Here is a 19,351-nt window from a genome sequence, read left to right as displayed (position 1 = left end):
CCCACCATTTCTAATTATTATTCTATGGAAGAGACCCATGAACAGCAGAAGCTGCATGGCTTCCTCCGATGTGGTATATACCTCTCGGTACTTTTGGAAGCAGCAGTGTTTGTTTATATCGACGCCCCGTTCTGGGGCGTTTTTGCTTTGCCGCTTCACCGGCTTGCTGTACTCGCAATTTATCACAAACTTATTTACAGCAAGCTGGCCACGATGTTCCTGATCTGCCTCGTCAGTATCGGGACGCTGGCAAAAAAGAAAGAGAACTCGATCCGAAAAAGCACATTGTTTACCCGCTGGCGCTTGGCTTGCTGCTTTTTTTGGCTGTATGGTTTATATGGGGCGGGCTTCTCCGCCTTTGCTGCCCTTTACCACCGGGTTTAACCTGCTTTACCTGGTCTGCTCGCTTGCCGGGGCACTCATGATCAGCCTGGCGATGGACAATATTTCCAAAATGATCAGGACCGGTTTGGGGAAGGACAAATGGAATGTTGAGGCCGAAAGCTTTATGCAGCCGGTGAAACTGGAGGGAACACCCTACTCGGTCAATATCCCGATGCTGTTCTACCACGATAAGCGTATCTGGCGGGGATGGATCAACCTTTCCAATGTTTTCAGAGGCACCATCCTGATCGGGACACCAGGAAGTGGAAAATCCTTCAGTATCGTTAACCCCTTTATACGCCAGCTGATCGGCGACAAAAATTTCGCGGTATGCGTGTATGATTTCAAGTTTCCTGACCTTGGCAGGATCGCTTACTACCATTATCTGTTGGCGAAGCAGCGCGGAAAGATGCAAGATTTCCGCTTTCATGTGATCAACCTCGATGACATAGAAAAGAGCAGGCGCATCAACCCATGGCGGTCAGATTATATCAACACCCTTGCAGATGCCGCTGAAACGGCAGAGGCACTGGTTCTGGCACTCAAAAAAGGCGATAGTTCGGGTGGCAGCGATCAGTTCTTCACGCAGTCGGCAATCAACTTCCTGGCATCATGTATCTACTTCATGAGCAAACATGATGGTGGTAAATATTCAAGCCTGCCGCACGTACTCGCGCTGCTCAACCGCTCCTACGAGGAGATCTTCAACGCCTTGACTTCTGAGCCGGAACTAAAATCAATGATGTCACCCTTTATGACAGCCTACAATGCAAAGGCATTCGATCAGCTGGAAGGCCAGATCGGTACACTGAAGATTTTCATCAGCCGTTTGGCGACAGAAGGAAACATTTTGGGTGTTTTCAGGGGACGATTTTAATCTAAAGATCTCGTCAAAGGAAAACCCTGGCATACTCGTCCTGGCCAATGACCCCAACACCCAAAATATCAATTCGGCCTGCTATTCGATCGTGATCAACAGGCTTACCAAGCTGATCAATACCAAAGGAAACCTGCCTTCAGCCCTCATTGTGGATGAGGTCCCGACACTGTTTGTTCACAAAGTCGAGAACTTGATCGCTACTGCCAGAAGCAACAAGGTCGCTGTATTGCTGGGCCTGCAGGAGTTGCCGCAGTTTTCTCAGCAATACGGCAAGGATACGGCAGCGACGATCACTGCGGTAGTGGGGAATGTGCTTGCAGGGTCGGTGCGCAACAAGGAAACACTGGACTGGCTGGAACGGCTGTTCGGCAAATCCAAGCAGATCGGAGAAAGTCTGTCCATTGATCGCAATAAAACATCGACCTCACTAAATGAAAAACTGGAAGAACTCATTCCTGCTGGAAAAATAGCATCTCTCAATACGGGTGAGCTCGTCGGGATCATCGCCGCTGACGCTGAAGAGAAATTTACCGGTAAATATACAACCTCAGCCATCCATTGCCGGGTAAACCTCGACATGAAACAAATCGCCAGGGAGGAGCGGGAATATAAACCATTGCCGCAGTATTATGATTTTGGGGAAGCTAAGGAAGCCACGCTCACACAGAATTTTTTCCGTATTACCCAGGAGGTCCAGGAGATTGTACTCAAATTCAAATCTCCGTCAATCTCCCCTTCAGGTATAATCAAAGGCACCTTCAAATCTAAACAAACTTGAACAACGAAGAATTAATTGGCCAGCGTGTGTTGGTGCATCCGGTCCTGTGGGATGATCCTGCTGAAAAGAATGGTGAAATAGGAACAATAACTGAAGCCGATATTGCTGATGACCTCATCCGTGTGAAATTCGAGGACCAGAAATATGGTTTTTACGGCAGCGACAGCCTGCTTGTATTTCGTCCTTCCAACGATATCTACGAGCAACTGAAGCAAAATGCAGGTCAGCTCTCCGCTGAACAGTTTAAGGACCTTAAAAACATTGCGCTCCTGCTTGATTACGGAAAAGAACCGCAGCTGCTGAAGGCTATGGAGATGGTCCGTGAAAACCCCGAATCCCTGCACGGCAGCATGATATCGCTTGAGAATAAACTCAGAAACGCTGAAGTGCGTCAGGTTGGCCGCTAAAACTGATCATAATATCAACATCAAAAAACGAAAGGTATGACATGATGAACAATGAATTATTAGGCACGCTCGCACTCGTGCGCCCTGGTCTCGAAAATGACCCGGCAGAACGGCAGGGAAAGATCGGCATCATTACCTATGTGGACACGCTTAAAGAGCAGGTCTACCTGAGCTTTGAAGGCGGACAGGAGGGGCGCTACCAGGCGGATGAACTGCTACGCCTGAAGGAAAGGGATAAATTGTTCCCTGACCTGATGAAAAATGCCAGCAGCCTTGACCTGCACGATTTCAAAACCCTGTTTAAGATCAGTAACCTGCAGGATATGGGCAGGGGACAGGACCACTGGCAGGCATTGGAAATTGCCAGGGATAATCCGACAGTTTGGGAAGGCAGCCTGGTGAGCCTGGGTGATAGCGTGTCTCACAAACAGTCACAAGCTTTAGGCCGGTGAGGCCGATTTGGCTCTGCGCCCTCATCTGCCTGCCCCTGAAACACCTGCGTATCACTTCCGGATATGGTTACCGTATCCATCCGTTGTCCGGAAAATGTGCATTCCACGCCGGAATTGACTTACGCGCCCGCCGAGACACAGTATATGCGGTCATGGATGGCCGGGTCTGCAAAGGCGGCTACAATTCAACGATCGGTTACTATCTCCGAATCGATCATGGCGGAATCTATTCAACCTACGGTCACCTCAGCAAAATGCTGGTAATGGCCGATGATACGGTTACGGCAGGCCAACCGATAGCGGTTACCGGAGCGACCGGACGGGTTACAGGTGAACACCTTCATTTCTCCATTCGGCTGAACGGCCACAGCATTGACCCCCTCAAATTTCTTTATCAAATATTAATCAATAAAACTATGGCAAACAATTTTAAATCCTTACCTGAGCTTGTAGCCAACAAGCTCGCTTCTGATCTGAAGAACGGCACGTCTTTTCTTCAGAAACCTGTTAAAGACAATGGCAATCCGGCATTTGTGTTGCCTGTTAACGCCAATTCAGGAAAAGGCTACAGCGCCCTGAATGCCGTTAACCTGGCCATGCGCGGCCACGACGACCCGCGTTGGCTTTCTGCAAAAGAGGCCAGCTTCACCGGTTATGTTGTAAAAGCCGGGTCCAAGGCGACCATGATCAGCTTCCTGAAAGACAACGATATCCAGGCAATCCGCGATCATACCGGAGGCAAAATGCTGGATGAGGAAGGTAAGACACAGGTTCGGGTAGTGGAATATGAAAAACCCCGCAATGCTACCTTCTTCCTGTTCAATGCCGAACAGATCAACAGAATCCCGCCGCTGGAGGAGTTTCTTGAAAAAAATAAACCGGAAACAGATTTGTCGCCGGTTGAGAAAGTGGAGAAATTGATCGCGGAACGTAAAGCCGTGGTTGTGCATGGTGGCCAGGAAGCTTTTTATGATAAGGTAAAAGATGAGATCCACTTGCCGGAAAAAGATCAGTTTGAAAATGAAACGGCCTATGCCCGGGCGGCAGTTCATCAACTTGCACATTGGTCAGGTCACGAAAGCCGCCTGGACCGGCCAATGGAGGGGAACTTCGGATCGCTTGCCTACGCTAAGGAAGAAATAAGAGCAGCGATTGGCGCTGCCATGATCGGCGCGGAACTGGAGATCGGCCACAACTTCCCGCACCATGCCGCCTACGCCGGTACCTGGGCGAAAATGCTCAAGGATGAACCATTCGAGATGTTCAGGATCGCCAACGATGCACAAAGGATCAGCGACAAGGTGTTAGGCGTGAACAGGACCCGCGAACAGGAGCAGGCACCGGGTCCGGAGGAAAAGAAAGAATTCAAAAAGGGCGACGAAATAGGCTATAACGACATGATCTATAAAGTCCTTGAAGTGCATAAGAACAGTAACATTAAAGTTGAAGATCAGCAGGGATCGAAAAATGTATTTAAACCAACTGACGGCATTTACAACTCATTGCTGGAGGTGAAATACGCACCGAAGCAAATTGATTTGGATGCTTCGGAATCGCAGGAACAGGAACAAGGTGCTAAAATAGGGAGGTAAGTATGGACCTGGTGAGATTTAAAGAATCCGAGCTCCCTATGAAGGACCTCGAAACTATGGGGCTGGCCGCAGATGGCCGGCTCCTTTTAGAAGAAGTTGACCTGCGTGCTTTGCTGACGGGGCACCGAACCTCGCTGCTCCAGCTGGAAAACCTCAAGAACGATAAAATAGCCATTAAAGCGCTCGACGCTAAAGTTTCGCTACGGACCGCCGGTAACGGCAAAGCCGAATTGCTGATCCATCCTGTTTACCATAGACCCCCGACACCGGATTTCCTCGACAATGATGAAGCTGCCCAGCTCGAAAAAGGTGAGGTAGCCAATCTGCAGAAGATCGTGGATGACGGTAAAGGCGGAAAAAGGAAATGCTGGTCGAATATGACCCGGAAACACGGGAATTCATCGTTTCGGATACCGACAGGATCCTTGCTCCGGATATGGTGAACAGCGAGTACCTAACGCCGGCACAAAAAGAACGTTACCGAAAAGGCAAGGAAGTGGAGATTGATGACCGCACCAAATTCAGCTACTCTGCAGTTGATAAGCACGGGATCCGGGCCAATAAACTGGCGCTGATCGCTTCCATTCTCATGGATGGCGGAATGTCCTATGTTTTATATAAAGGGTTGAACGCGCTGTTTAACAGGAAACATGATCCCATAGATTCGGCGGAATTAAGTCCGGGTTATCACCAGGCATTAGAACAACTGCAGGCCGATAATCCAGTAATGAACAACAGCCATATTCGTTTCGGCGCGAAGCAAAGGTATTTCAGGTAATGAACAGGCTGTTGAATGGTTTGGGCATTCCAAGCGAAATTCAATCTTTTTTCGGCATTGAAAATCAACTGCAATTTGATTATGGTTCAGGAATTGAAACTTTTGATGCAGGTTTTCATTTTGTACCATCCGCACACACATACTACTTACGCGTCTCGCCTGTTTCCAGGAAGGTCGTCGTTACCTGTTCTGTTATGGAAGCGATAGCATGGTCGTTTTTTAACCTGCATGGCTACCCGGATATGGAACATTATGCTTTTATTGCACTGGGTAACCGACCTGATCTAATCAATTTTCAGGAGCTTACGGCATTGTTTCCCAAACGAAAATTTATCCTCGTTTTCGGAAGGGATGTCCTGGGTCTCGCAACTGATATTTTTGTCGCGGCCGCTTTGAATCGACATTTTCCAAGGCTTGTCATTATCGGCCGCGAAACCATCGAAATCAGATTGGGGGAAAGGGCCTTTCGTTTTGAGGAGGAACGTTTGTCATTGAACGCTTTCCAGAAATCTTTCGGAATAAGAACTGCTTGCCGGACATCGAAATCCAAAGCATATAACTCTTACCTGGATCAATTAATCGCGAGCTACTTTCCTCATGAACTATAATACTGAAAAATGAATGATTGGTATGGAAATAAGGTGTCTTTCGGTGGTAACGAAGAAAATATACTGGAGGTTCTCGCATTTTTTAAGGAGATCATCTATAATCATAGCGACGGGTTATCAGGCTATGGCGATTTCAGGAATTTTGGATTTTTGAACGACGGCAGGGTGGTATTTGAGAGTGACGGGAATTCAGGTATTAATGCGCTGAAGGACGTTGCCGAGCATTTCCGGGTTGATTTTCTATTGCGCTTTTCGAACCGATACAGTTATGGCGAAGCTGTTTTTACAGATGGGCAACTGGACGTGCTGGTACTTGATGAAGCCGAAATGCGGTTGCCAGCCTATAATCAGGAACTGAAAGCTTACACTTACGGCAATTTAAAATTTGCGACGCATCTCCAAACATTGCAATATATCCTGGACCAAAAAAGGTTGAAATTATCGGAAGATCGCCAGATAAATCAACCCCAAAGAGGCTTTAAACGATAGTTTTCCACGATTTCTTTTGCCAAATGTTAGTTTCTTTTCTGGTTTTATGTGCCTGTTTTCTTGATGCTTACTAAAGAATTTAGTACTTTTAAGGGTTGAATATGATGAAGATTATTTTTTATTTTATTGTAACATCCTGTATCTCAACGTTCGCGTTCTGGGGCGCTCTCGGTGCGAAAAATCCATTTCCGCTTTACGCGGTCGGCTTCGGGATCTGGGGGTTATTCCTATGGGGATACAACAACCGCATGAAAAAGGAAGCCGCCAGAAAATTCAGGGAACGCGCTTTCGAAAATTACATGCGTTCAAGGGGACGCGGGCGCTATCCCTTTTAGGAATTACGGCAGAAATATATTATATTACAATGTCCATTGGTGCAGGACTGATTGCACCTGTGATAAGGTTTAGGTTAAAATCCCCGGCGGCGAGCGCTTTGGGGATTTTTATTTAATACCCGGCTCCTTTCTTTTTTATCAATTCTGAGACTTATGGAAAAACCCGAGCATGCTTTCTTCAAATCGGAAAGCCATATTTCGCCTATGGATGTAGTCCTTCGATATGGTAAGATCAACCCCTGGGAACTCTACTTCAAACTTGCTGAACACAAGAACTTTGAGGCGGCAAAAGCAGTGTTTGACCGTTGGGACGATGATTTCGTTAAAGAATCAGACATGTACCTGATCACAAGGTTTGTTCATTCCGAATGGGCAAAAGAAGAAAGGCCGCTTTACATCGCCCATTGTTACCTGATGAAGCTGATCCGCGACAGGAACGTCCGCGATGAATGGGCAGTGGAAGAGGATGACGAAGAGGACGTAAAGACGCTGAGACGGCTTGCCGGTGTGCTGCCGCGTATCGACATCGATGGCCATGATTTTATTGTCGACTGGAAACTCCGCGAAATGAGGGAAGCAGCTAACCCTGCAAACAAGATTGACATCCGTCAAATGGAAGCAACACGGTTTAACGACGGCTACATGGGGTTCTATCATATGAAAGATAAGGCTTTGGTTACGATTCCAGGGGATATTACCGTGCTGCCGGAGAATGTTATGCTACTGCGGATCCCGCACTAACTCAAACTTGATCCGCTGGCAGCAGCGCTGGACCGCGGATTTGATGAGTTGGCCCTGTTGAATGGAAACCCGGTAAGGAAGTCGCTTAAAGCCGAGTTCTCGGAGCTAAAATATACTGATCTGCCGGAGATCATCGAACGGAACCTTCAGGTAATACGGGCAGGCGGTATCGAAACAGTGCCAGGAAGGAAACAAAGTATCTGACCAGACATTTAAAACTTTACAAATTATGGAACAGCCCGAAGACATCCTTTTCAGGACCACAAGCAACATTACCGTGGCTGAGCTCCAAGGGATCCATGGTGACCTGTTGCCGACAGACATCGTTCTCACCATGGCGGAAAATAAGAATTTCGATGCGGCAAAAGCGGAGTTTGAGACCTGGGACGATACGGCTGTATATGATATGCAGTATTTTCTTAATGTTGCATTTCCTCATAAAGAATGGCTCAATGGGTCCGCGGACACCTTTATCGCACGTGGTTTTGTAATGAAACTGATCGATGAACACAATGGGTGGCCGCGCGAAATACCGGGACAGCCGCTATCCGCAGATGTGTTAACACTTCGGAGGCTGGCCGGCTTTCTTCCTCATATCGACCTTGCCGGCGAAGACTTTACCATCGACTGGCGATTAAAGGAATTGCGTGAAACAGCAAAGCCGTGGAACAGCCTCCGGATCCGCGAAATGGAATTGTCTCCGGAAGGGGGTGCCTACCTGGCCTTTTACGACAAAAAGGATCATCGACTTTACAAAGGAGACCCTGCTTCACCGGAGGTTCAGGACAATATGGTCATCATCAAAATCCCCAATGAATTAACCCTCGACCCGGTCGCCGTTGGATGGGAATGTGGCCTTAATGACCTGTCGCTGCTTGCGGCGAACCCGATACGGGAGAAGCTCGTTGCCCAGGTCATACCAGTGAAAGCTTATTTATCTGCGGGTGATGCCGAAAATAAAATGCCGGATGAGAATGATCGAACAAATGGAGTTAGGCGCATGCGGTAAAAACGCTCGCCGTGGTAATAATATAGGTTAGAATATTTTGTATCTCATTGAAAATCATCGTAAATTGAGATGGTCATTTTGCCATTTACCTAAACTCAGCATAATATGCCAGTATCAATACTTCCGGGAATCATCGAGAAAGCACCCGCCGGAAAAAAGGGTTCGATGTTAATTCGCAGCTTTCCGCAATTCATGCCAACAACATTAAAAACGCCGGTTACGATTTCTGTATCCGCTACATCCCGCGAAAAGCCAGCCTGATCAAAGGCAACATCACCCACCAGGAAGCGCTGGACATTTTGAATGCAGGCCTGGCACTGATGGTCGTACAGCATGTGGACAATCCAGGATGGGTTGCAAGCGCTGATCTGGGTAAGGCCTATGGGGCTTACGCCGCCGAATACGCGCAGGAAATAGTTGGTTTACCGCCCGGAGTAATGATCTGGCTTGATCTGGAAGAAGTATCAGGATCCAGAGGAGATCAGGCGATCATCGATTATTGTAATACCTGGTACGAAGAAGTAAAAAATGCTGGATATGAGCCGGGCATCTATTGCGGTTTCGGCACCCAGTTATCCTCCATTCAACTGTACCAAAAGCTTAAATTCCAGCATTACTGGCGCGCCTACAACGGCCCCGACGTCGCTGTGAGAGGATATCAGCTACTGCAAAAAACGCAGAAACTCATCGATGGGTTTTGGATCGATCCTGATGAAACCAGGGATGATAACCTTGGCGGAAAAGTGCAATGGCTAACGCTAACGCCATTTAATCCGGTGCCGATTCCTCCGCCTGTTGTGTAACAAGCGGAGGACAATGGTTTTATGCGGTTAATGTCCTGGCGGAGGCATTAACAATTGTCCGGCTTCTTTGACCTCAATCTCAGGCTTCCCCTTGAAGTCAATCAGTTTGCCCAATACAATGAGCCTCGTACCTTTTTCTTTGATCTTTTCACCAAAAGCTTTGGCTTCACCCCTGAACAGAAGCGTAAGCTGCTGGTTAGGATATGCCGCGCCCAGGTTGACCAGTAATATTTCTCCCAGCTCCTTATAATCTGCTACGGTTGCAATGACATTGACCTCCTCTCCGATATGCTTGCTGACCTCATCCAGCTTAACGGGAGGGTAAGCCTTTGATCCCGGTTCGCTCTTTATTACAGGCGGCGGAATACTTTGACTTAAAGCAGCAACATAATCCTTGCTGAACAGTTCGTTCAACAGGCCGGCCAGCCTGATGCCGGCTTTCTCAATACGTTCGTCGATAATAGCGATGTGCGAACGATAATAATCTTCTTCCAGTTTACTGCCCGGCATGCTTTCCGGGTATAATTTCGAACTGATCTGGTAACTTTCCCAGATCCACACCATCAGGCTTTCGGCCTGCCATTGTTTGACTTGCTCAGCAGTCGCCTTGTCAAACTGTGCCGCAATCTCTTCCGCCTTCAATCCCTGCTTATCAATCATCCGGCTGTCCCACAGCGCATGCATATTGGTTCCTTTGTCCTCAAATTGCAGTTGGATCGTGTTTCCGCCCTGATCTTCCTTCCTTGAAACGTGCATCGGCTGATGCAGATCCCCCACGAAATGCACAATAAATTTCAATGCATTCTCTTTCTCCTGTTTACCGGACGCAGGGTTTTTCAGAATCGCTTCATTGGCCTGTATGGCTTTATACACGTTGTCCTGCGGCTGGTTTTTGACCTCGGTAATCAGCTGTTCATAGCTTAAACCAAGAGGGGCATTGATAAAATGCTCCGGGAACGTCTTTGCATCCCGGACCTCATCCGCCCAGCTCGCAATGTCGCCGAGCGATCGGCCACTTAGTAAAAGTTGTACCGCCTGCCTTGCTTCAGGCGTCAGGTGGTTCTCAGCGATAATACCTACGGCCTGGTGGCCGATATATCCCCATGAGGCCATTGTAACGATCACAACGGCTGATATCAATCCCAGAATACTCTTTTTCATAGAGCCGAAAATAAGCCTTGTATGTTAACTTAAAATAATCCGTAACGATTTTAAGTTTTATGGATTGATAGCCAGCGTATTTTATATGATACTGCTTTTATGCAGTTGAAAAGTTTCATTTTTTTGAATCCTTTGCCGGATGAAATTGAACGAATTTAATGAAATGACCGGGGACCCGGATAAAGACAGTTTGCTGATGCTGGCAAACCGGATGAAATATTTAAGGTTGAAGGGCGGTCACCTCAATTACGAGAGATTTGCTTTAAATAACGATATTTCCAGGGCCCAATACCGAAATTATGAGATGGGTAAAAATCTTACTTACAAATCTCTGCTAAGGGTCCTGAGCGCCCTTGATGTTACGCTCGAAGAGTTCTTTTCCGAGGGTTTTTAAGCCGGAATTTATGGGTGATGAACGGATACCGGAAACGATCAAAGATCCGGTATCCCTATCTTGGCCCAGAACTCGGGTGTACAGTTTGCTATTGTAAGTTCAGAGCCCAGGAGTTTTTCCAATGTAAATCCTCCCTGCTTTTTTCCTGTAGCCGCCTGGTTGCTGTTGTAATAATCGTATAATGCCCGGTCCCTTAGGGAAAGAGATTCCCGGTAAGCCTTGTCCTGATCGGACAGGGAATTCAGATGGTTATTATTGTTCATCAGGATTGCTTATTCCTCTTTAAATAAATAGGATTGATATGGTAACGCAGGCTGGTAATTATTGGTTCTCAACACCTGCGCAAAAAGAAATCGAGCGCGTCGAAGTATATTGGCTCCGCCCTCATGAAGCCGTTGATGTCCTGCGCACATTCCAGTATCGTAAACACATACCGTGCATTGATTTCCCAATCGTCATAATGAAAACGCAGCGGTTCTGCATCCACAAATGGCTGGAACAGCGTGGCCGTCAGGATGGGGCCACTTTCTCCATCAGCGAGCTCACGTTCTTCAATCTTCATCCTGAAACTGCCGTCCGGCAGGTAGATCACCTTTCGATCGCCCCCTTCAAAATATTTAAAATCATATTCCGCCTTTTCAGCGGGTTCTCCTATGCATTCGTCAAAAAGAGCTTCCAGGCTGTACAGGTCCAGGATTTGTAATTGCTCCCTTCTTGCCTTTAACCGGATTGTACAATAATATTCAATCGCCTCCCTGACCTGGGGGACGGCGGAAGCCTGGTTGATCCAGTCAGTATCCAGGATCAGGAAATCATAGATAACGGTTACGGGAAATAAGGTGTCCGGAAGCTGGAGGTCGCTGATGATCACACTGACACTGTTCCCGCTGAAAGTAGGACGTTCCCCTTCAGCGCGCTCCCTTGTGGCCCGTTGTGCAGGGGTAACGACCCGCATGATAATGCCGCCATCTCACGACGTAATCAAATCGTCGCCGTCCTGCCTGATGATCTCAAATTCCTTGTTCATGGTCAGAAAATTAATTTAAATTTCCTCCCGGTCAGATCCCGGTGTCTTCAGTATAGCCATAATGAAAGACCTGCTGTCGTTCGGAGCTAAGCATTCTACAAAGTTATACTAAAAATATTAGTAATGTCAAGTACAAATTTCGATCCGGCATTTGGTGAGCAATGACAAGTCCGTGCTTTACCTGCCGGTTAGTGGTCTAATTAGTATCTTGGCCCCCTTAAAATCATAAAATGGAAAAATTAGCAGAACTAAAGGCACTTGTAGAAACTGCCGAAAAAGAAGGACAGGCTTTCTATGAAAAAAACAACAAAGCAGCAGGCACACGTTTGCGTAATGCTTTACAACAAATCAAAGTGATAGCCACTGATTTGCGCAAAGATGTTACTGAAAAGAAAAATGCGGAAAAATAATTAACAACGTAGATTGTTTTGGGAAGGGTGCTGCGAAAATGCGGCACCCTTTATTTTTGAAAATGCTTTAAACAATTTAGGAATTTCATGCTTATTGAGTTGTAACAAAATACCATCACAATTATTTTCGCCCTATGTTAGTGCCGGTACACCTCGAAAAAGAAACGCTGATTATTCAATCCTTCGGCGCTGAAGACCTTCAGAAATGGCCGGCAATGGTTACTGATATTTATGCCTTGCTTTCAGATAACCAGACGCTTAAGTATTTGCCTTTCAAGCGGCTCAATTCCATCGATGATGCTGATGTCTTATTGAAAAACGCCCTTTTGAACCTGCATTGCGGGAGAAATTACCTGCATTTTATCCGTAAAAAAAGTGACGGACGTATCATCTGCTTTATAGATGTTATTTCGCCGGAAATGGCTAGGGAACATTACCGACTTCATCAATATCCTTATTTTATCGAGTTCTGTATCAAGACCGAATATTCGAAAAAAAGGTGATGTCCTCTTTGCTGCCCGAATTCCTGAATTTACTTCGAAGACAGCAGGTAGGAGATATCGCAGCGGTGATTAACCGCAAGAACATCGCTGCACGAAAAGTGCTTGACAGATCCGGTTTTAGTTACGACAGCCTGTTTGACGAGTACCAGGATATTTATCAATTTTCCGGTGAGCGGTCCGCGGTTGCCTGGTCGCCAGCCTTTAGCCGATAAACTTTGCTGTCGGATGAACGGGGTCAGGAGGATTACTTAATTTAAAGCAAAACAGATGCAATGGGAGTTATATCTTTTATAAAAAGAATGCTGAGCCGTACACCGAGGTGGAACGGGAGCCCTGAACAATATCTTGCGATGGTGCAATACATGGCCCAAAAGAATAACCCTCATTACGACCTTCGTGAGTTTTTACAATGGGGAGAGGTTATGCAAAAGGTCATGATCGTTAAGCTCGCACCTTATAACGACTTCAGGGACCTGTTGGAGCGCGGAACGCCTGACTATTCGGTTGTATCGCAACTGGATAAGAGGATGCAGGAGCTGAATAACCAGCGTGAATTGAAGGTAGCCATTTATGGACCTAAAGCCGATACCGATGTTGAGGATATCCTGAACGATGGTTCGGAAGGTTCCGAATCCGTGCGCAGTATGATTAAGGAACTATCAAAGCATGTCAGGTTCCCGGATGAAGACCAGCGCAAAATTGATCTTTTATAAGGCCAAAAGTAAATTTTAATGCCCCGTGCTTGTTTAGCCGCAGCTCCAACTGCTTCGCTTAAAATGATACAAGGGGGATATGTTTGAAACTATGTAAGTCCGACTACCCTAAAATGCTTTTTAATAATTCATCCATTTCCCGCCGACAGCCGGTGACCACCGCTGCAACATCTTCCTGCTCGCCGACATCCAGCAAATCCCCGTCGTAAATCCAGTGACCTTCCTGGTCGAATAACAATCTTCCCAATTTTCTTTCAGGTAAAGGCTCATAAAGCCAGTAACCACCTGTGGCATCCGGTACAAGCTGAACCCAGCGTCCCGAGGCGGTTTTGACGCTTTCTACCTTTTCTTCGAATAACTTGCTTCTCATTAAAAACAAAGGTGGATAAAAAATTGTAAAAAAGGATAGTGATTTGCTAAAAATATTAGCATAATTTTGTAGTCCCCAAATTGAAACGTTATGGCAGGCGAGAAACAGGCAATCATCAACAAGCTCAGGCAGGATATCCTGGCCTGGGAAGGCTTTAAGCCCGCAGCAACCGGGGGCGCTCATTTCGGCCTCGGTCCGCTCGAAGCGGCATTCCCCAATAAGGTTTTTCCGACAGGGGCGATTCATGAATTCATCAGCGGCCGGCCCGTGGAAACGGCGGCATGCGGTGGCATCATTGCAGGCATACTCCGTGTACTGCTGGAAAAAGGGGGATTTGTGTATGGGTTAGTTATACGAGGCGGATCTATCCGCCTGCGTTGAAACGGTTCGGACTGAACCCTGACCGCGTAATCTTTGTCGATGTGCCCTTGCAGAAAGATGTGTTATGGGTGATGGAAGAGGCGCTCAAATGCCAGGGGGTAGCGGCCGTGGTCTGCGAAACGCATAGCCTGAGTTTTATGGAATCCCGACGCCTGCAGCTCGCGGTAGAGCAAAGCCATGTAACGGGCTTTGTGCTTCGGAAAGATGTCAAAAAAGAAAATACGACAGCCTGCGTTTCACGCTGGCATGTCCAGCCTGTCCGGAGCCAGCTCAGGGCAGGAATGCCCGGCGTGGGTTTGCCCCGCTGGCAGGTTGAGCTCACAAAAATCAGGAACGGAACCCCTGGTACCTGGACACTGGAATGGTGCCAGCACCAGTTCCGCACAGTGACGCCGTTTACCGCACCTGAAAAATTGAACCGGTATGCCTAAGCGTTTTTTGTCCCTTTGGTTCCGTTATTTGCTGACGGATTGGAAAGCGGTCCGCCAGCCGGAGCTCAGGGGAAAGCCTTTTGTTTTTGCTGAGCCTGATCACGGACGGCTGATCATCAAAGCGGCGACTGCAGTTGCCCAGCAGTTCGGAATTGAAGAGGGCATGAACCTGGCAGATGCTAAGGTGATCACTCCTGAACTGGTCGTCTTTGACCATAAGAAAGGCAGGGAGCTGAAATTGTTGGGTGGTTTGGCAGACTGGTGCCTGCGCTATACGCCATTGATCATGCTGGACCCGCCGGACGGTTTGTTAATGGATATTACCGGCTGTGCCCACCTCCGGGGAGGAGAGCGCGAATTTTTAAAAGATATGATCGGGAGGCTTAAGGCGATCGGCTACGATGTTCGCCCGGGGATTGCCGATACAATCGGTTGCGCCTGGGGTGTTGCCCGCTGTGCGCAAAAAGGCCTGATCGTTCCCGAAGGAGGTCACCGTAATGCCTTAATGCCATTACCTCCATCGGCGCTGCGCTTACCAATGGACCTGTTAATGAAATTGGAGAACCTGGGGCTGGATAAGATCAGCAGTTTCGTGCATATGCCTCATTCGGTGCTCCGCAGGCGCTTTCAAAAAGAGCTGGTACTACGGCTTTTACAGGCGCTCGGTCAGGAGGAAGAATTTCTCATTCCGCTGAAGGAAGCGGTGCCTTATAGTGAACGGCTGGAATGCCTGGAACCTGTCCGTACCCGTGAAGCTATCGAGATCGCGGTTTTTAAATTATTGGACACACTCTGCAAACGCCTGTACGGTGAAGGCAAGGGCTTGCGGCAATCAGAACTGATCTGGTTTCGTATTGACGGTAAAAAGGGGCAAATAGCCATTGGTACCAGCCAGGCCAGCAACCGCACCGATCATCTTTTCAAACTTTTCTCATTGAAGTTTGATCTGATAGAACCGGCACTCGGAATAGAGCTTTTTGTACTGGAGGCCTCACTTGTGGAAGCTGTCAATGATAAGCAGGCAGGCCTTTGGGCCGGAAAGCCGGGGCTGGAAAGCGAAGAGATCGCTGAACTGATCGACAGGATTATGGGGCGTATCGGTAATGAGGGCATCAGGCGTTACCAACCTTCGGAACATTACTGGCCGGAGCGCGCCGCGGCCGCCGGCGACCACGAGGATAACCGCATCGATGGTGAATGGTGGAACGACCGGCCACGGCCTATCCAGTTATTGGAACAGCCCGAGCTGATCCAGGCGATGGCTTTGACACCCGATTATCCGCCCAAAATGTTTACGTACCGCGGTAAACGCCATGTGATCGTCGCTGCCGACGGACCGGAACGGATCGAGCGGGAGTGGTGGCTGGACCCAGGTGAACACCGTGATTATTATGTGGTCGAGGATGAAGAGGGTGGAAGGTATTGGCTGTTCCGTTCTGGCCATTATGATTCAAAAGAGTCGCAGTTGTGGTACTTACATGGTTATTTCGCATGAGCTACGTAGAATTACAGGTAACCAGCAATTTCAGTTTCCGGCGCGGCGGCAGCCACCCGGAAGAGCTTGTCGACCAGGCGGCCGATCTGGGTTATGATGCCATCGGCATTACGGACCGCAATACTTTTGCGGGCCTGGTGAGAGCCTACGTGGTCGCTAAGGACAGGAACATCCGCTTAATACCCGGTGTACGTTTAGATCTTGTCGACGGCCCTTCTTTATTGGCTTACCCGACTGATAAGGATGCCTATTCCCGAATTTCGGCCTTGCTGACCAAAGGTAACCTGAGGGCCGAAAAGGAAAAGTGTTTTATCTACAAAAAAGATGTTTACGAGCACAATGAAGGCAGTATTTTCATCATCATTCCCCCCGGCAAACTGACGGAGGATTTCGAGTTTGAACTGGTATTTAAAACCCATGTTCAGGAATACCGGGCTAACCTGAAAGAACTTTACCTGGCGGCGACGCGATCTTATCTTGGCGACGACCTGAAACGTCTTTTCCTCCTTTCGGAGCTAAACGTGCCGCTTGTAGCTACAAACGATGTGCATTATCATTCTCCTGAACGCCGCGAGCTGCAGGATGTGCTCACATGCGTTCGTGAGAAATGCACCATATTTAACGCCGGGTACCGGCTGCATCAGAATGCCGAACGTTTTCTTAAGCCCGCAGCCGAAATTTACCGGCTCTTTAACCAGTACCCGGAGGCCGTAGCAAACGCCCGTAAGATCGCGGACGCCTGCACATTCGATCTCAGATCCTTAAAATATCAATACCCGCATGAATTGACTACGGATGGCAGGACTCCCCAGGAACAATTGGAATGGCTGACCTGGAGAGGAGCGGAGGAAGTATATCCGGACGGTGTACCGGCGAAGGTGCGCGCATCTCTGCTCGATGAATTGAACATTATCCATGAAACAGAGACCGCGAATTATTTTCTAACCGTAGAAGATTATGTCCGCTGGGCGAGGAGCAGGCGCATACTATGCCAGGGGCGCGGATCTGCAGCTAACTCGGCAGTGTGTTTCGTGCTCGGTATTACGTCCGTCGCTCCGGATAAATTCAACCTGCTTTTTGCGCGGTTTTTGTCCAAGGAGCGTAATGAGCCTCCTGATATAGATGTTGATTTTGAGCACGAACGTAGGGAAGAGGTTATCCAGTATGTGTTTGAACGGTTCGGACGGGACCGGGCTGCGATTCTTCCAACGGTGACGATGCTGCATTTCAAAGGTGCCGTCCGAGATGTTGGGCGTGCGATGGGTTTGTCTTCAGATGTGGTCGGCAAACTATCTGATGCTTTTGGCGATTTCTCCGAGGAAGATATGGATTCAGATCAGCTGAGGTCGTTTGGCCTCAATGCTAAGGAACCCTTACTCCTGAAAGTGATGCAACTGACTTCCCAGATGATCGGATTTCCGCGTCAGTTAGGCCAGCATACCGGGGGCTTTGTGATCACCGATGGTAAACTCAGTGACCTGTGCCCCATCTTTCATGCCCGCATGGTAAACCGGACGAGACATAGAATGGAACAAGGACGATATCGACGCGCTAGGGTTCATGAAGGTGGACATCCTGGCTTTAGGCATGCTCACCTGTATCCGAAAAGCATTTGACCTGATTGAAAGTCACTACGGGAAGCTGTGTACACTCGCAAGTATTCCTCAGGACGACCCTGCTGTTTATGAGATGATCACCGAAGCCGATACACTGGGAGTATTTCAGATCGAAAGCCGTGCGCAGATGTCTATGCTGCCAAGAATGAAACCAACCTGCTTTTATGATCTGGTGATTGAGGTTGCTATTGTCAGGCCAGGACCCATTCAGGGAGATATGGTACATCCCTATATCCGAAGGAGAAATGGGGAGGAAGCGGTCGATTATCCTTCCGATGAAATTAAATCGATTTTGGAACGTACCCTTGGTGTTCCGCTTTTTCAGGAGCAGGCCATGGAGCTTGCCATTGTAGCTGCTGGTTTTACACCCGGTGAAGCGGATCTGCTCAGGCGCAGTATGGCAACGTTTAAATTCAACGGGTTGGTCACCAAATTTGAACACAAGCTGATCAACGGCATGACTTCCCGTGGTTACAGCAAGGACTTTGCACAGCGCATTTTCAAGCAATTGGAAGGTTTCGGCAGCTATGGTTTCCCAGAAAGCCACGCTGCAAGTTTCGCTCTTCTGGTCTATGTTTCCTGCTGGCTTAAACATTATTATCCGGACGTTTTCGCGGCTGCACTGTTAAATAGTCAGCCTATGGGATTTTATCAGCCCGCGCAGATCGTACGCAACGCGCAGGAACACGAAGTGAAAATATTGGAGATTGATGTTAACCATTCAGAATGGAACAACACACTGGAAGAAAAAAGCGGGCGCTATTGCCAGTTACGTCTCGGCTTCAGGCAGATCAAAGGTATCCGTGAGGAAGAAATGGAAAGGCTGGTTGCGGGCCGCCTGAAACATTATACGGAAGTACATCAGCTTTGCGACGCCGGTGTCACTGTCGCAACCATGGAGAAACTTGCTAACGCTGATGCATTTCGTTCGATGGGCTTGGATAGGAGAAAGGCCCTTTGGGAGGTCTCCGCTTTGCACGACCGCCCGATAGCCATCTATGAAGGGCAGCCTTCAGAAAGTAATTATGAGCCACAGGTAGATCTCCCCCTTTTGCGTCAGTCAGAGCATGTTGTACAGGATTACGCTACAACCGGATTATCAGTCAAAGGTCATCCCCTTAGTTTTGTCCGGGATAAGCTGGAATTACTGCACATTATCACCGCCAGGCAAGCAAACGCTGCAGTAAATAAAAAAGTAATTAAAACTGCAGGTTTGATCCTGATCCGTCAGCGGCCTGGTACGGCGAAAGGTGTTTGCTTCATCACGCTCGAAGATGAAACAGGTACGGCAAACTTGGTTGTATTCCCGAAACTTTTTGATAAATATCGCAAAGAGATCCTGCACGCGCGGCTGCTGATGGTAGAAGGGGTGGTCGAACGTACTGAAGTAACCCATATCATCGTCAGGCGGATTTTCGATATCACCAAGCTGTTGGGCGACCTGACCGCTATCAGGAATGAAAAACAACCGGTGTTGACCTTATCGAGGGCTGATGAAAAAGCAAGCCCGTTCATCCCTATTGAAAAGCCACTTAAGCCCGCCGATACTGAACCTGCAAATTATTTACATAAAGGCAGAAACTTTAAATAAGAA

At 48.1% G+C, this 19,351-nt stretch carries 30 protein-coding genes; 25 read left to right on the top strand and 5 right to left on the bottom strand.

What is annotated here, in order from left to right; genetic code table 11:
• Window positions 1-24: 24 nt before the first annotated feature.
• The 14 genes from ACRQ5D_RS34055 (at window position 25) to ACRQ5D_RS33990 (ending at window position 8,453) form a co-directional block, all read left to right on the top strand.
• Window positions 25-384 (top strand): hypothetical protein, encoded by a 360-nt coding sequence (locus ACRQ5D_RS34055; RefSeq protein WP_432328068.1) that lies wholly within the window; start codon window positions 25-27, stop codon window positions 382-384.
• Complete coding sequence (locus ACRQ5D_RS34050; protein ID WP_432328066.1) at window positions 359-1,261, top strand: type IV secretory system conjugative DNA transfer family protein; 903 nt, start codon at window positions 359-361, stop codon at window positions 1,259-1,261. Before ACRQ5D_RS34055 ends, ACRQ5D_RS34050 begins: the two co-directional genes overlap by 26 nt.
• Window positions 1,239-2,042 carry a type IV secretory system conjugative DNA transfer family protein gene (locus ACRQ5D_RS34045; RefSeq protein ID WP_432328063.1) on the top strand — a complete coding sequence of 268 codons (804 nt, stop codon included), beginning with the start codon at window positions 1,239-1,241 and terminating at the stop codon, window positions 2,040-2,042. The genes ACRQ5D_RS34050 and ACRQ5D_RS34045 overlap by 23 nt, the downstream gene beginning before the upstream one ends.
• Entirely contained in the window at window positions 2,039-2,449 is a 411-nt protein-coding gene (locus tag ACRQ5D_RS34040; protein WP_432328061.1) for a hypothetical protein, read from the top strand. The genes ACRQ5D_RS34045 and ACRQ5D_RS34040 overlap by 4 nt, the downstream gene beginning before the upstream one ends.
• 41 nt (window positions 2,450-2,490) lie before the next feature.
• The gene (locus ACRQ5D_RS34035) at window positions 2,491-2,901 is read left to right on the top strand and encodes a hypothetical protein (RefSeq protein WP_432328059.1); all 411 of its coding nucleotides are present in this window, start codon (window positions 2,491-2,493) and stop codon (window positions 2,899-2,901) included.
• A complete protein-coding gene (locus tag ACRQ5D_RS34030; protein WP_432328057.1) occupies window positions 2,898-4,493 on the top strand; it encodes a zincin-like metallopeptidase domain-containing protein in 1,596 nt (531 codons plus the stop codon). The genes ACRQ5D_RS34035 and ACRQ5D_RS34030 overlap by 4 nt, the downstream gene beginning before the upstream one ends.
• Window positions 4,494-4,495: 2 nt before the next feature.
• Window positions 4,496-4,936, top strand: coding sequence for a DUF4099 domain-containing protein (locus tag ACRQ5D_RS34025; protein ID WP_432328055.1), 441 nt, complete (start codon window positions 4,496-4,498; stop codon window positions 4,934-4,936).
• The gene (locus ACRQ5D_RS34020; protein ID WP_432328052.1) at window positions 4,930-5,271 is read left to right on the top strand and encodes a hypothetical protein; all 342 of its coding nucleotides are present in this window, start codon (window positions 4,930-4,932) and stop codon (window positions 5,269-5,271) included. The genes ACRQ5D_RS34025 and ACRQ5D_RS34020 overlap by 7 nt, the downstream gene beginning before the upstream one ends.
• Window positions 5,271-5,879 carry a hypothetical protein gene (locus ACRQ5D_RS34015; protein WP_432328051.1) on the top strand — a complete coding sequence of 203 codons (609 nt, stop codon included), beginning with the start codon at window positions 5,271-5,273 and terminating at the stop codon, window positions 5,877-5,879. Before ACRQ5D_RS34020 ends, ACRQ5D_RS34015 begins: the two co-directional genes overlap by 1 nt.
• Before the next feature lie 9 nt (window positions 5,880-5,888).
• Window positions 5,889-6,368 carry a hypothetical protein gene (locus tag ACRQ5D_RS34010; protein WP_432328049.1) on the top strand — a complete coding sequence of 160 codons (480 nt, stop codon included), beginning with the start codon at window positions 5,889-5,891 and terminating at the stop codon, window positions 6,366-6,368.
• 101 nt (window positions 6,369-6,469) lie between these two features.
• On the top strand, window positions 6,470-6,703 hold the full coding sequence (locus ACRQ5D_RS34005; RefSeq protein ID WP_432328047.1) for a hypothetical protein: 234 nt from the start codon (window positions 6,470-6,472) through the stop codon (window positions 6,701-6,703).
• A gap of 153 nt (window positions 6,704-6,856) precedes the next feature.
• Entirely contained in the window at window positions 6,857-7,444 is a 588-nt protein-coding gene (locus tag ACRQ5D_RS34000) for a hypothetical protein (protein WP_432328046.1), read from the top strand.
• A gap of 48 nt (window positions 7,445-7,492) precedes the next feature.
• Window positions 7,493-7,648, top strand: coding sequence for a hypothetical protein (locus ACRQ5D_RS33995; protein WP_432328044.1), 156 nt, complete (start codon window positions 7,493-7,495; stop codon window positions 7,646-7,648).
• A 25-nt stretch (window positions 7,649-7,673) separates the two neighbouring features.
• Complete coding sequence (locus tag ACRQ5D_RS33990) at window positions 7,674-8,453, top strand: hypothetical protein (RefSeq protein ID WP_432328041.1); 780 nt, start codon at window positions 7,674-7,676, stop codon at window positions 8,451-8,453.
• A 95-nt stretch (window positions 8,454-8,548) separates the two neighbouring features.
• Here ACRQ5D_RS33990 and ACRQ5D_RS33985 read toward each other — a convergent pair whose 3' ends face one another.
• On the bottom strand, window positions 8,549-8,788 hold the full coding sequence (locus ACRQ5D_RS33985; protein WP_432328039.1) for a hypothetical protein: 240 nt from the start codon (window positions 8,786-8,788) through the stop codon (window positions 8,549-8,551).
• Between ACRQ5D_RS33985 and ACRQ5D_RS33980 the strand changes: the two genes are divergently transcribed.
• Window positions 8,684-9,256 carry a glycoside hydrolase domain-containing protein gene (locus ACRQ5D_RS33980; protein WP_432329957.1) on the top strand — a complete coding sequence of 191 codons (573 nt, stop codon included), beginning with the start codon at window positions 8,684-8,686 and terminating at the stop codon, window positions 9,254-9,256. The two genes, ACRQ5D_RS33985 and ACRQ5D_RS33980, sit on opposite strands and share 105 nt — an antisense overlap.
• A 27-nt stretch (window positions 9,257-9,283) precedes the next feature.
• Here the strand turns inward: ACRQ5D_RS33980 and ACRQ5D_RS33975 are convergent, their stop codons facing one another.
• On the bottom strand, window positions 9,284-10,417 hold the full coding sequence (locus ACRQ5D_RS33975) for a S1/P1 nuclease (protein WP_432328037.1): 1,134 nt from the start codon (window positions 10,415-10,417) through the stop codon (window positions 9,284-9,286).
• A gap of 139 nt (window positions 10,418-10,556) precedes the next feature.
• Between ACRQ5D_RS33975 and ACRQ5D_RS33970 the strand changes: the two genes are divergently transcribed.
• Window positions 10,557-10,811 carry a helix-turn-helix domain-containing protein gene (locus tag ACRQ5D_RS33970; RefSeq protein ID WP_432328036.1) on the top strand — a complete coding sequence of 85 codons (255 nt, stop codon included), beginning with the start codon at window positions 10,557-10,559 and terminating at the stop codon, window positions 10,809-10,811.
• 38 nt (window positions 10,812-10,849) lie between these two features.
• On the opposite strand, the gene ACRQ5D_RS33965 is transcribed toward ACRQ5D_RS33970, so the two are convergent.
• Window positions 10,850-11,074, bottom strand: a complete 225-nt coding sequence (locus tag ACRQ5D_RS33965; RefSeq protein WP_432328034.1) for a hypothetical protein — start codon at window positions 11,072-11,074, stop codon at window positions 10,850-10,852.
• 68 nt (window positions 11,075-11,142) lie between these two features.
• A complete protein-coding gene (locus ACRQ5D_RS33960) occupies window positions 11,143-11,766 on the bottom strand; it encodes a hypothetical protein (protein WP_432328032.1) in 624 nt (207 codons plus the stop codon).
• A gap of 302 nt (window positions 11,767-12,068) precedes the next feature.
• On the opposite strand from ACRQ5D_RS33960, the gene ACRQ5D_RS33955 reads away from it, so the two are divergent.
• The 4 genes from ACRQ5D_RS33955 (at window position 12,069) to ACRQ5D_RS33940 (ending at window position 13,464) form a co-directional block, all read left to right on the top strand.
• Window positions 12,069-12,248, top strand: a complete 180-nt coding sequence (locus ACRQ5D_RS33955) for a histone H1 (protein ID WP_432328031.1) — start codon at window positions 12,069-12,071, stop codon at window positions 12,246-12,248.
• A 134-nt stretch (window positions 12,249-12,382) separates the two neighbouring features.
• Complete coding sequence (locus ACRQ5D_RS33950) at window positions 12,383-12,751, top strand: hypothetical protein (protein WP_432328029.1); 369 nt, start codon at window positions 12,383-12,385, stop codon at window positions 12,749-12,751.
• Entirely contained in the window at window positions 12,751-12,963 is a 213-nt protein-coding gene (locus tag ACRQ5D_RS33945; protein WP_432328027.1) for a hypothetical protein, read from the top strand. The genes ACRQ5D_RS33950 and ACRQ5D_RS33945 overlap by 1 nt, the downstream gene beginning before the upstream one ends.
• 60 nt (window positions 12,964-13,023) lie before the next feature.
• Window positions 13,024-13,464: a hypothetical protein gene (locus tag ACRQ5D_RS33940; RefSeq protein WP_432328025.1), complete on the top strand. Its 441-nt coding sequence runs from the start codon at window positions 13,024-13,026 to the stop codon at window positions 13,462-13,464.
• 103 nt (window positions 13,465-13,567) lie between these two features.
• On the opposite strand, the gene ACRQ5D_RS33935 is transcribed toward ACRQ5D_RS33940, so the two are convergent.
• Window positions 13,568-13,834: a hypothetical protein gene (locus tag ACRQ5D_RS33935; protein WP_432328024.1), complete on the bottom strand. Its 267-nt coding sequence runs from the start codon at window positions 13,832-13,834 to the stop codon at window positions 13,568-13,570.
• A gap of 90 nt (window positions 13,835-13,924) precedes the next feature.
• On the opposite strand from ACRQ5D_RS33935, the gene ACRQ5D_RS33930 reads away from it, so the two are divergent.
• The 5 genes from ACRQ5D_RS33930 (at window position 13,925) to ACRQ5D_RS33910 (ending at window position 19,348) form a co-directional block, all read left to right on the top strand.
• Window positions 13,925-14,215, top strand: a complete 291-nt coding sequence (locus tag ACRQ5D_RS33930) for a hypothetical protein (RefSeq protein ID WP_432328023.1) — start codon at window positions 13,925-13,927, stop codon at window positions 14,213-14,215.
• Window positions 14,216-14,352: 137 nt separating this feature from the next.
• Window positions 14,353-14,646, top strand: a complete 294-nt coding sequence (locus tag ACRQ5D_RS33925; RefSeq protein WP_432328021.1) for a hypothetical protein — start codon at window positions 14,353-14,355, stop codon at window positions 14,644-14,646.
• Complete coding sequence (locus ACRQ5D_RS33920) at window positions 14,639-16,141, top strand: Y-family DNA polymerase (protein WP_432328019.1); 1,503 nt, start codon at window positions 14,639-14,641, stop codon at window positions 16,139-16,141. Before ACRQ5D_RS33925 ends, ACRQ5D_RS33920 begins: the two co-directional genes overlap by 8 nt.
• Window positions 16,138-17,757, top strand: coding sequence for a PHP domain-containing protein (locus ACRQ5D_RS33915; RefSeq protein WP_432328017.1), 1,620 nt, complete (start codon window positions 16,138-16,140; stop codon window positions 17,755-17,757). The genes ACRQ5D_RS33920 and ACRQ5D_RS33915 overlap by 4 nt, the downstream gene beginning before the upstream one ends.
• On the top strand, window positions 17,702-19,348 hold the full coding sequence (locus ACRQ5D_RS33910) for an OB-fold nucleic acid binding domain-containing protein (protein ID WP_432328015.1): 1,647 nt from the start codon (window positions 17,702-17,704) through the stop codon (window positions 19,346-19,348). The genes ACRQ5D_RS33915 and ACRQ5D_RS33910 overlap by 56 nt, the downstream gene beginning before the upstream one ends.
• Window positions 19,349-19,351 lie beyond the last annotated feature (3 nt).

Origin of the sequence: Mucilaginibacter sp. P25 (assembly GCF_050859465.1) — a bacterium.
GTDB classification, from domain to species: domain Bacteria; phylum Bacteroidota; class Bacteroidia; order Sphingobacteriales; family Sphingobacteriaceae; genus Mucilaginibacter; species Mucilaginibacter gossypii.
Note: the sequence above shows the minus strand (reverse complement) of the source record. Positions and strands in the feature narration are given on the sequence as shown.

What these genes read in the sequence shown, in the direction of transcription:
- ACRQ5D_RS34055 (WP_432328068.1), top strand. Translation starts at nt 25, where the DNA reads ATGGAAGAGACCCATGAACAGCAGAAGCTGCATGGCTTCCTCCGATGT.
- ACRQ5D_RS34035 (WP_432328059.1), top strand. Translation starts at nt 2,491, where the DNA reads ATGATGAACAATGAATTATTAGGCACGCTCGCACTCGTGCGCCCTGGT.
- ACRQ5D_RS34025 (WP_432328055.1), top strand. Translation starts at nt 4,496, where the DNA reads ATGGACCTGGTGAGATTTAAAGAATCCGAGCTCCCTATGAAGGACCTC.
- ACRQ5D_RS34020 (WP_432328052.1), top strand. Translation starts at nt 4,930, where the DNA reads ATGGTGAACAGCGAGTACCTAACGCCGGCACAAAAAGAACGTTACCGA.
- ACRQ5D_RS34015 (WP_432328051.1), top strand. Translation starts at nt 5,271, where the DNA reads ATGAACAGGCTGTTGAATGGTTTGGGCATTCCAAGCGAAATTCAATCT.
- ACRQ5D_RS34010 (WP_432328049.1), top strand. Translation starts at nt 5,889, where the DNA reads ATGAATGATTGGTATGGAAATAAGGTGTCTTTCGGTGGTAACGAAGAA.
- ACRQ5D_RS34005 (WP_432328047.1), top strand. Translation starts at nt 6,470, where the DNA reads ATGATGAAGATTATTTTTTATTTTATTGTAACATCCTGTATCTCAACG.
- ACRQ5D_RS34000 (WP_432328046.1), top strand. Translation starts at nt 6,857, where the DNA reads ATGGAAAAACCCGAGCATGCTTTCTTCAAATCGGAAAGCCATATTTCG.
- ACRQ5D_RS33990 (WP_432328041.1), top strand. Translation starts at nt 7,674, where the DNA reads ATGGAACAGCCCGAAGACATCCTTTTCAGGACCACAAGCAACATTACC.
- ACRQ5D_RS33985 (WP_432328039.1), bottom strand. Translation starts at nt 8,788, where the DNA reads ATGCTGTACGACCATCAGTGCCAGGCCTGCATTCAAAATGTCCAGCGC.
- ACRQ5D_RS33975 (WP_432328037.1), bottom strand. Translation starts at nt 10,417, where the DNA reads ATGAAAAAGAGTATTCTGGGATTGATATCAGCCGTTGTGATCGTTACA.
- ACRQ5D_RS33970 (WP_432328036.1), top strand. Translation starts at nt 10,557, where the DNA reads ATGAAATTGAACGAATTTAATGAAATGACCGGGGACCCGGATAAAGAC.
- ACRQ5D_RS33965 (WP_432328034.1), bottom strand. Translation starts at nt 11,074, where the DNA reads ATGAACAATAATAACCATCTGAATTCCCTGTCCGATCAGGACAAGGCT.
- ACRQ5D_RS33960 (WP_432328032.1), bottom strand. Translation starts at nt 11,766, where the DNA reads ATGCGGGTCGTTACCCCTGCACAACGGGCCACAAGGGAGCGCGCTGAA.
- ACRQ5D_RS33955 (WP_432328031.1), top strand. Translation starts at nt 12,069, where the DNA reads ATGGAAAAATTAGCAGAACTAAAGGCACTTGTAGAAACTGCCGAAAAA.
- ACRQ5D_RS33950 (WP_432328029.1), top strand. Translation starts at nt 12,383, where the DNA reads ATGTTAGTGCCGGTACACCTCGAAAAAGAAACGCTGATTATTCAATCC.
- ACRQ5D_RS33945 (WP_432328027.1), top strand. Translation starts at nt 12,751, where the DNA reads ATGTCCTCTTTGCTGCCCGAATTCCTGAATTTACTTCGAAGACAGCAG.
- ACRQ5D_RS33940 (WP_432328025.1), top strand. Translation starts at nt 13,024, where the DNA reads ATGGGAGTTATATCTTTTATAAAAAGAATGCTGAGCCGTACACCGAGG.
- ACRQ5D_RS33935 (WP_432328024.1), bottom strand. Translation starts at nt 13,834, where the DNA reads ATGAGAAGCAAGTTATTCGAAGAAAAGGTAGAAAGCGTCAAAACCGCC.
- ACRQ5D_RS33930 (WP_432328023.1), top strand. Translation starts at nt 13,925, where the DNA reads ATGGCAGGCGAGAAACAGGCAATCATCAACAAGCTCAGGCAGGATATC.
- ACRQ5D_RS33925 (WP_432328021.1), top strand. Translation starts at nt 14,353, where the DNA reads ATGGAATCCCGACGCCTGCAGCTCGCGGTAGAGCAAAGCCATGTAACG.
- ACRQ5D_RS33920 (WP_432328019.1), top strand. Translation starts at nt 14,639, where the DNA reads ATGCCTAAGCGTTTTTTGTCCCTTTGGTTCCGTTATTTGCTGACGGAT.
- ACRQ5D_RS33915 (WP_432328017.1), top strand. Translation starts at nt 16,138, where the DNA reads ATGAGCTACGTAGAATTACAGGTAACCAGCAATTTCAGTTTCCGGCGC.
- ACRQ5D_RS33910 (WP_432328015.1), top strand. Translation starts at nt 17,702, where the DNA reads ATGAAGGTGGACATCCTGGCTTTAGGCATGCTCACCTGTATCCGAAAA.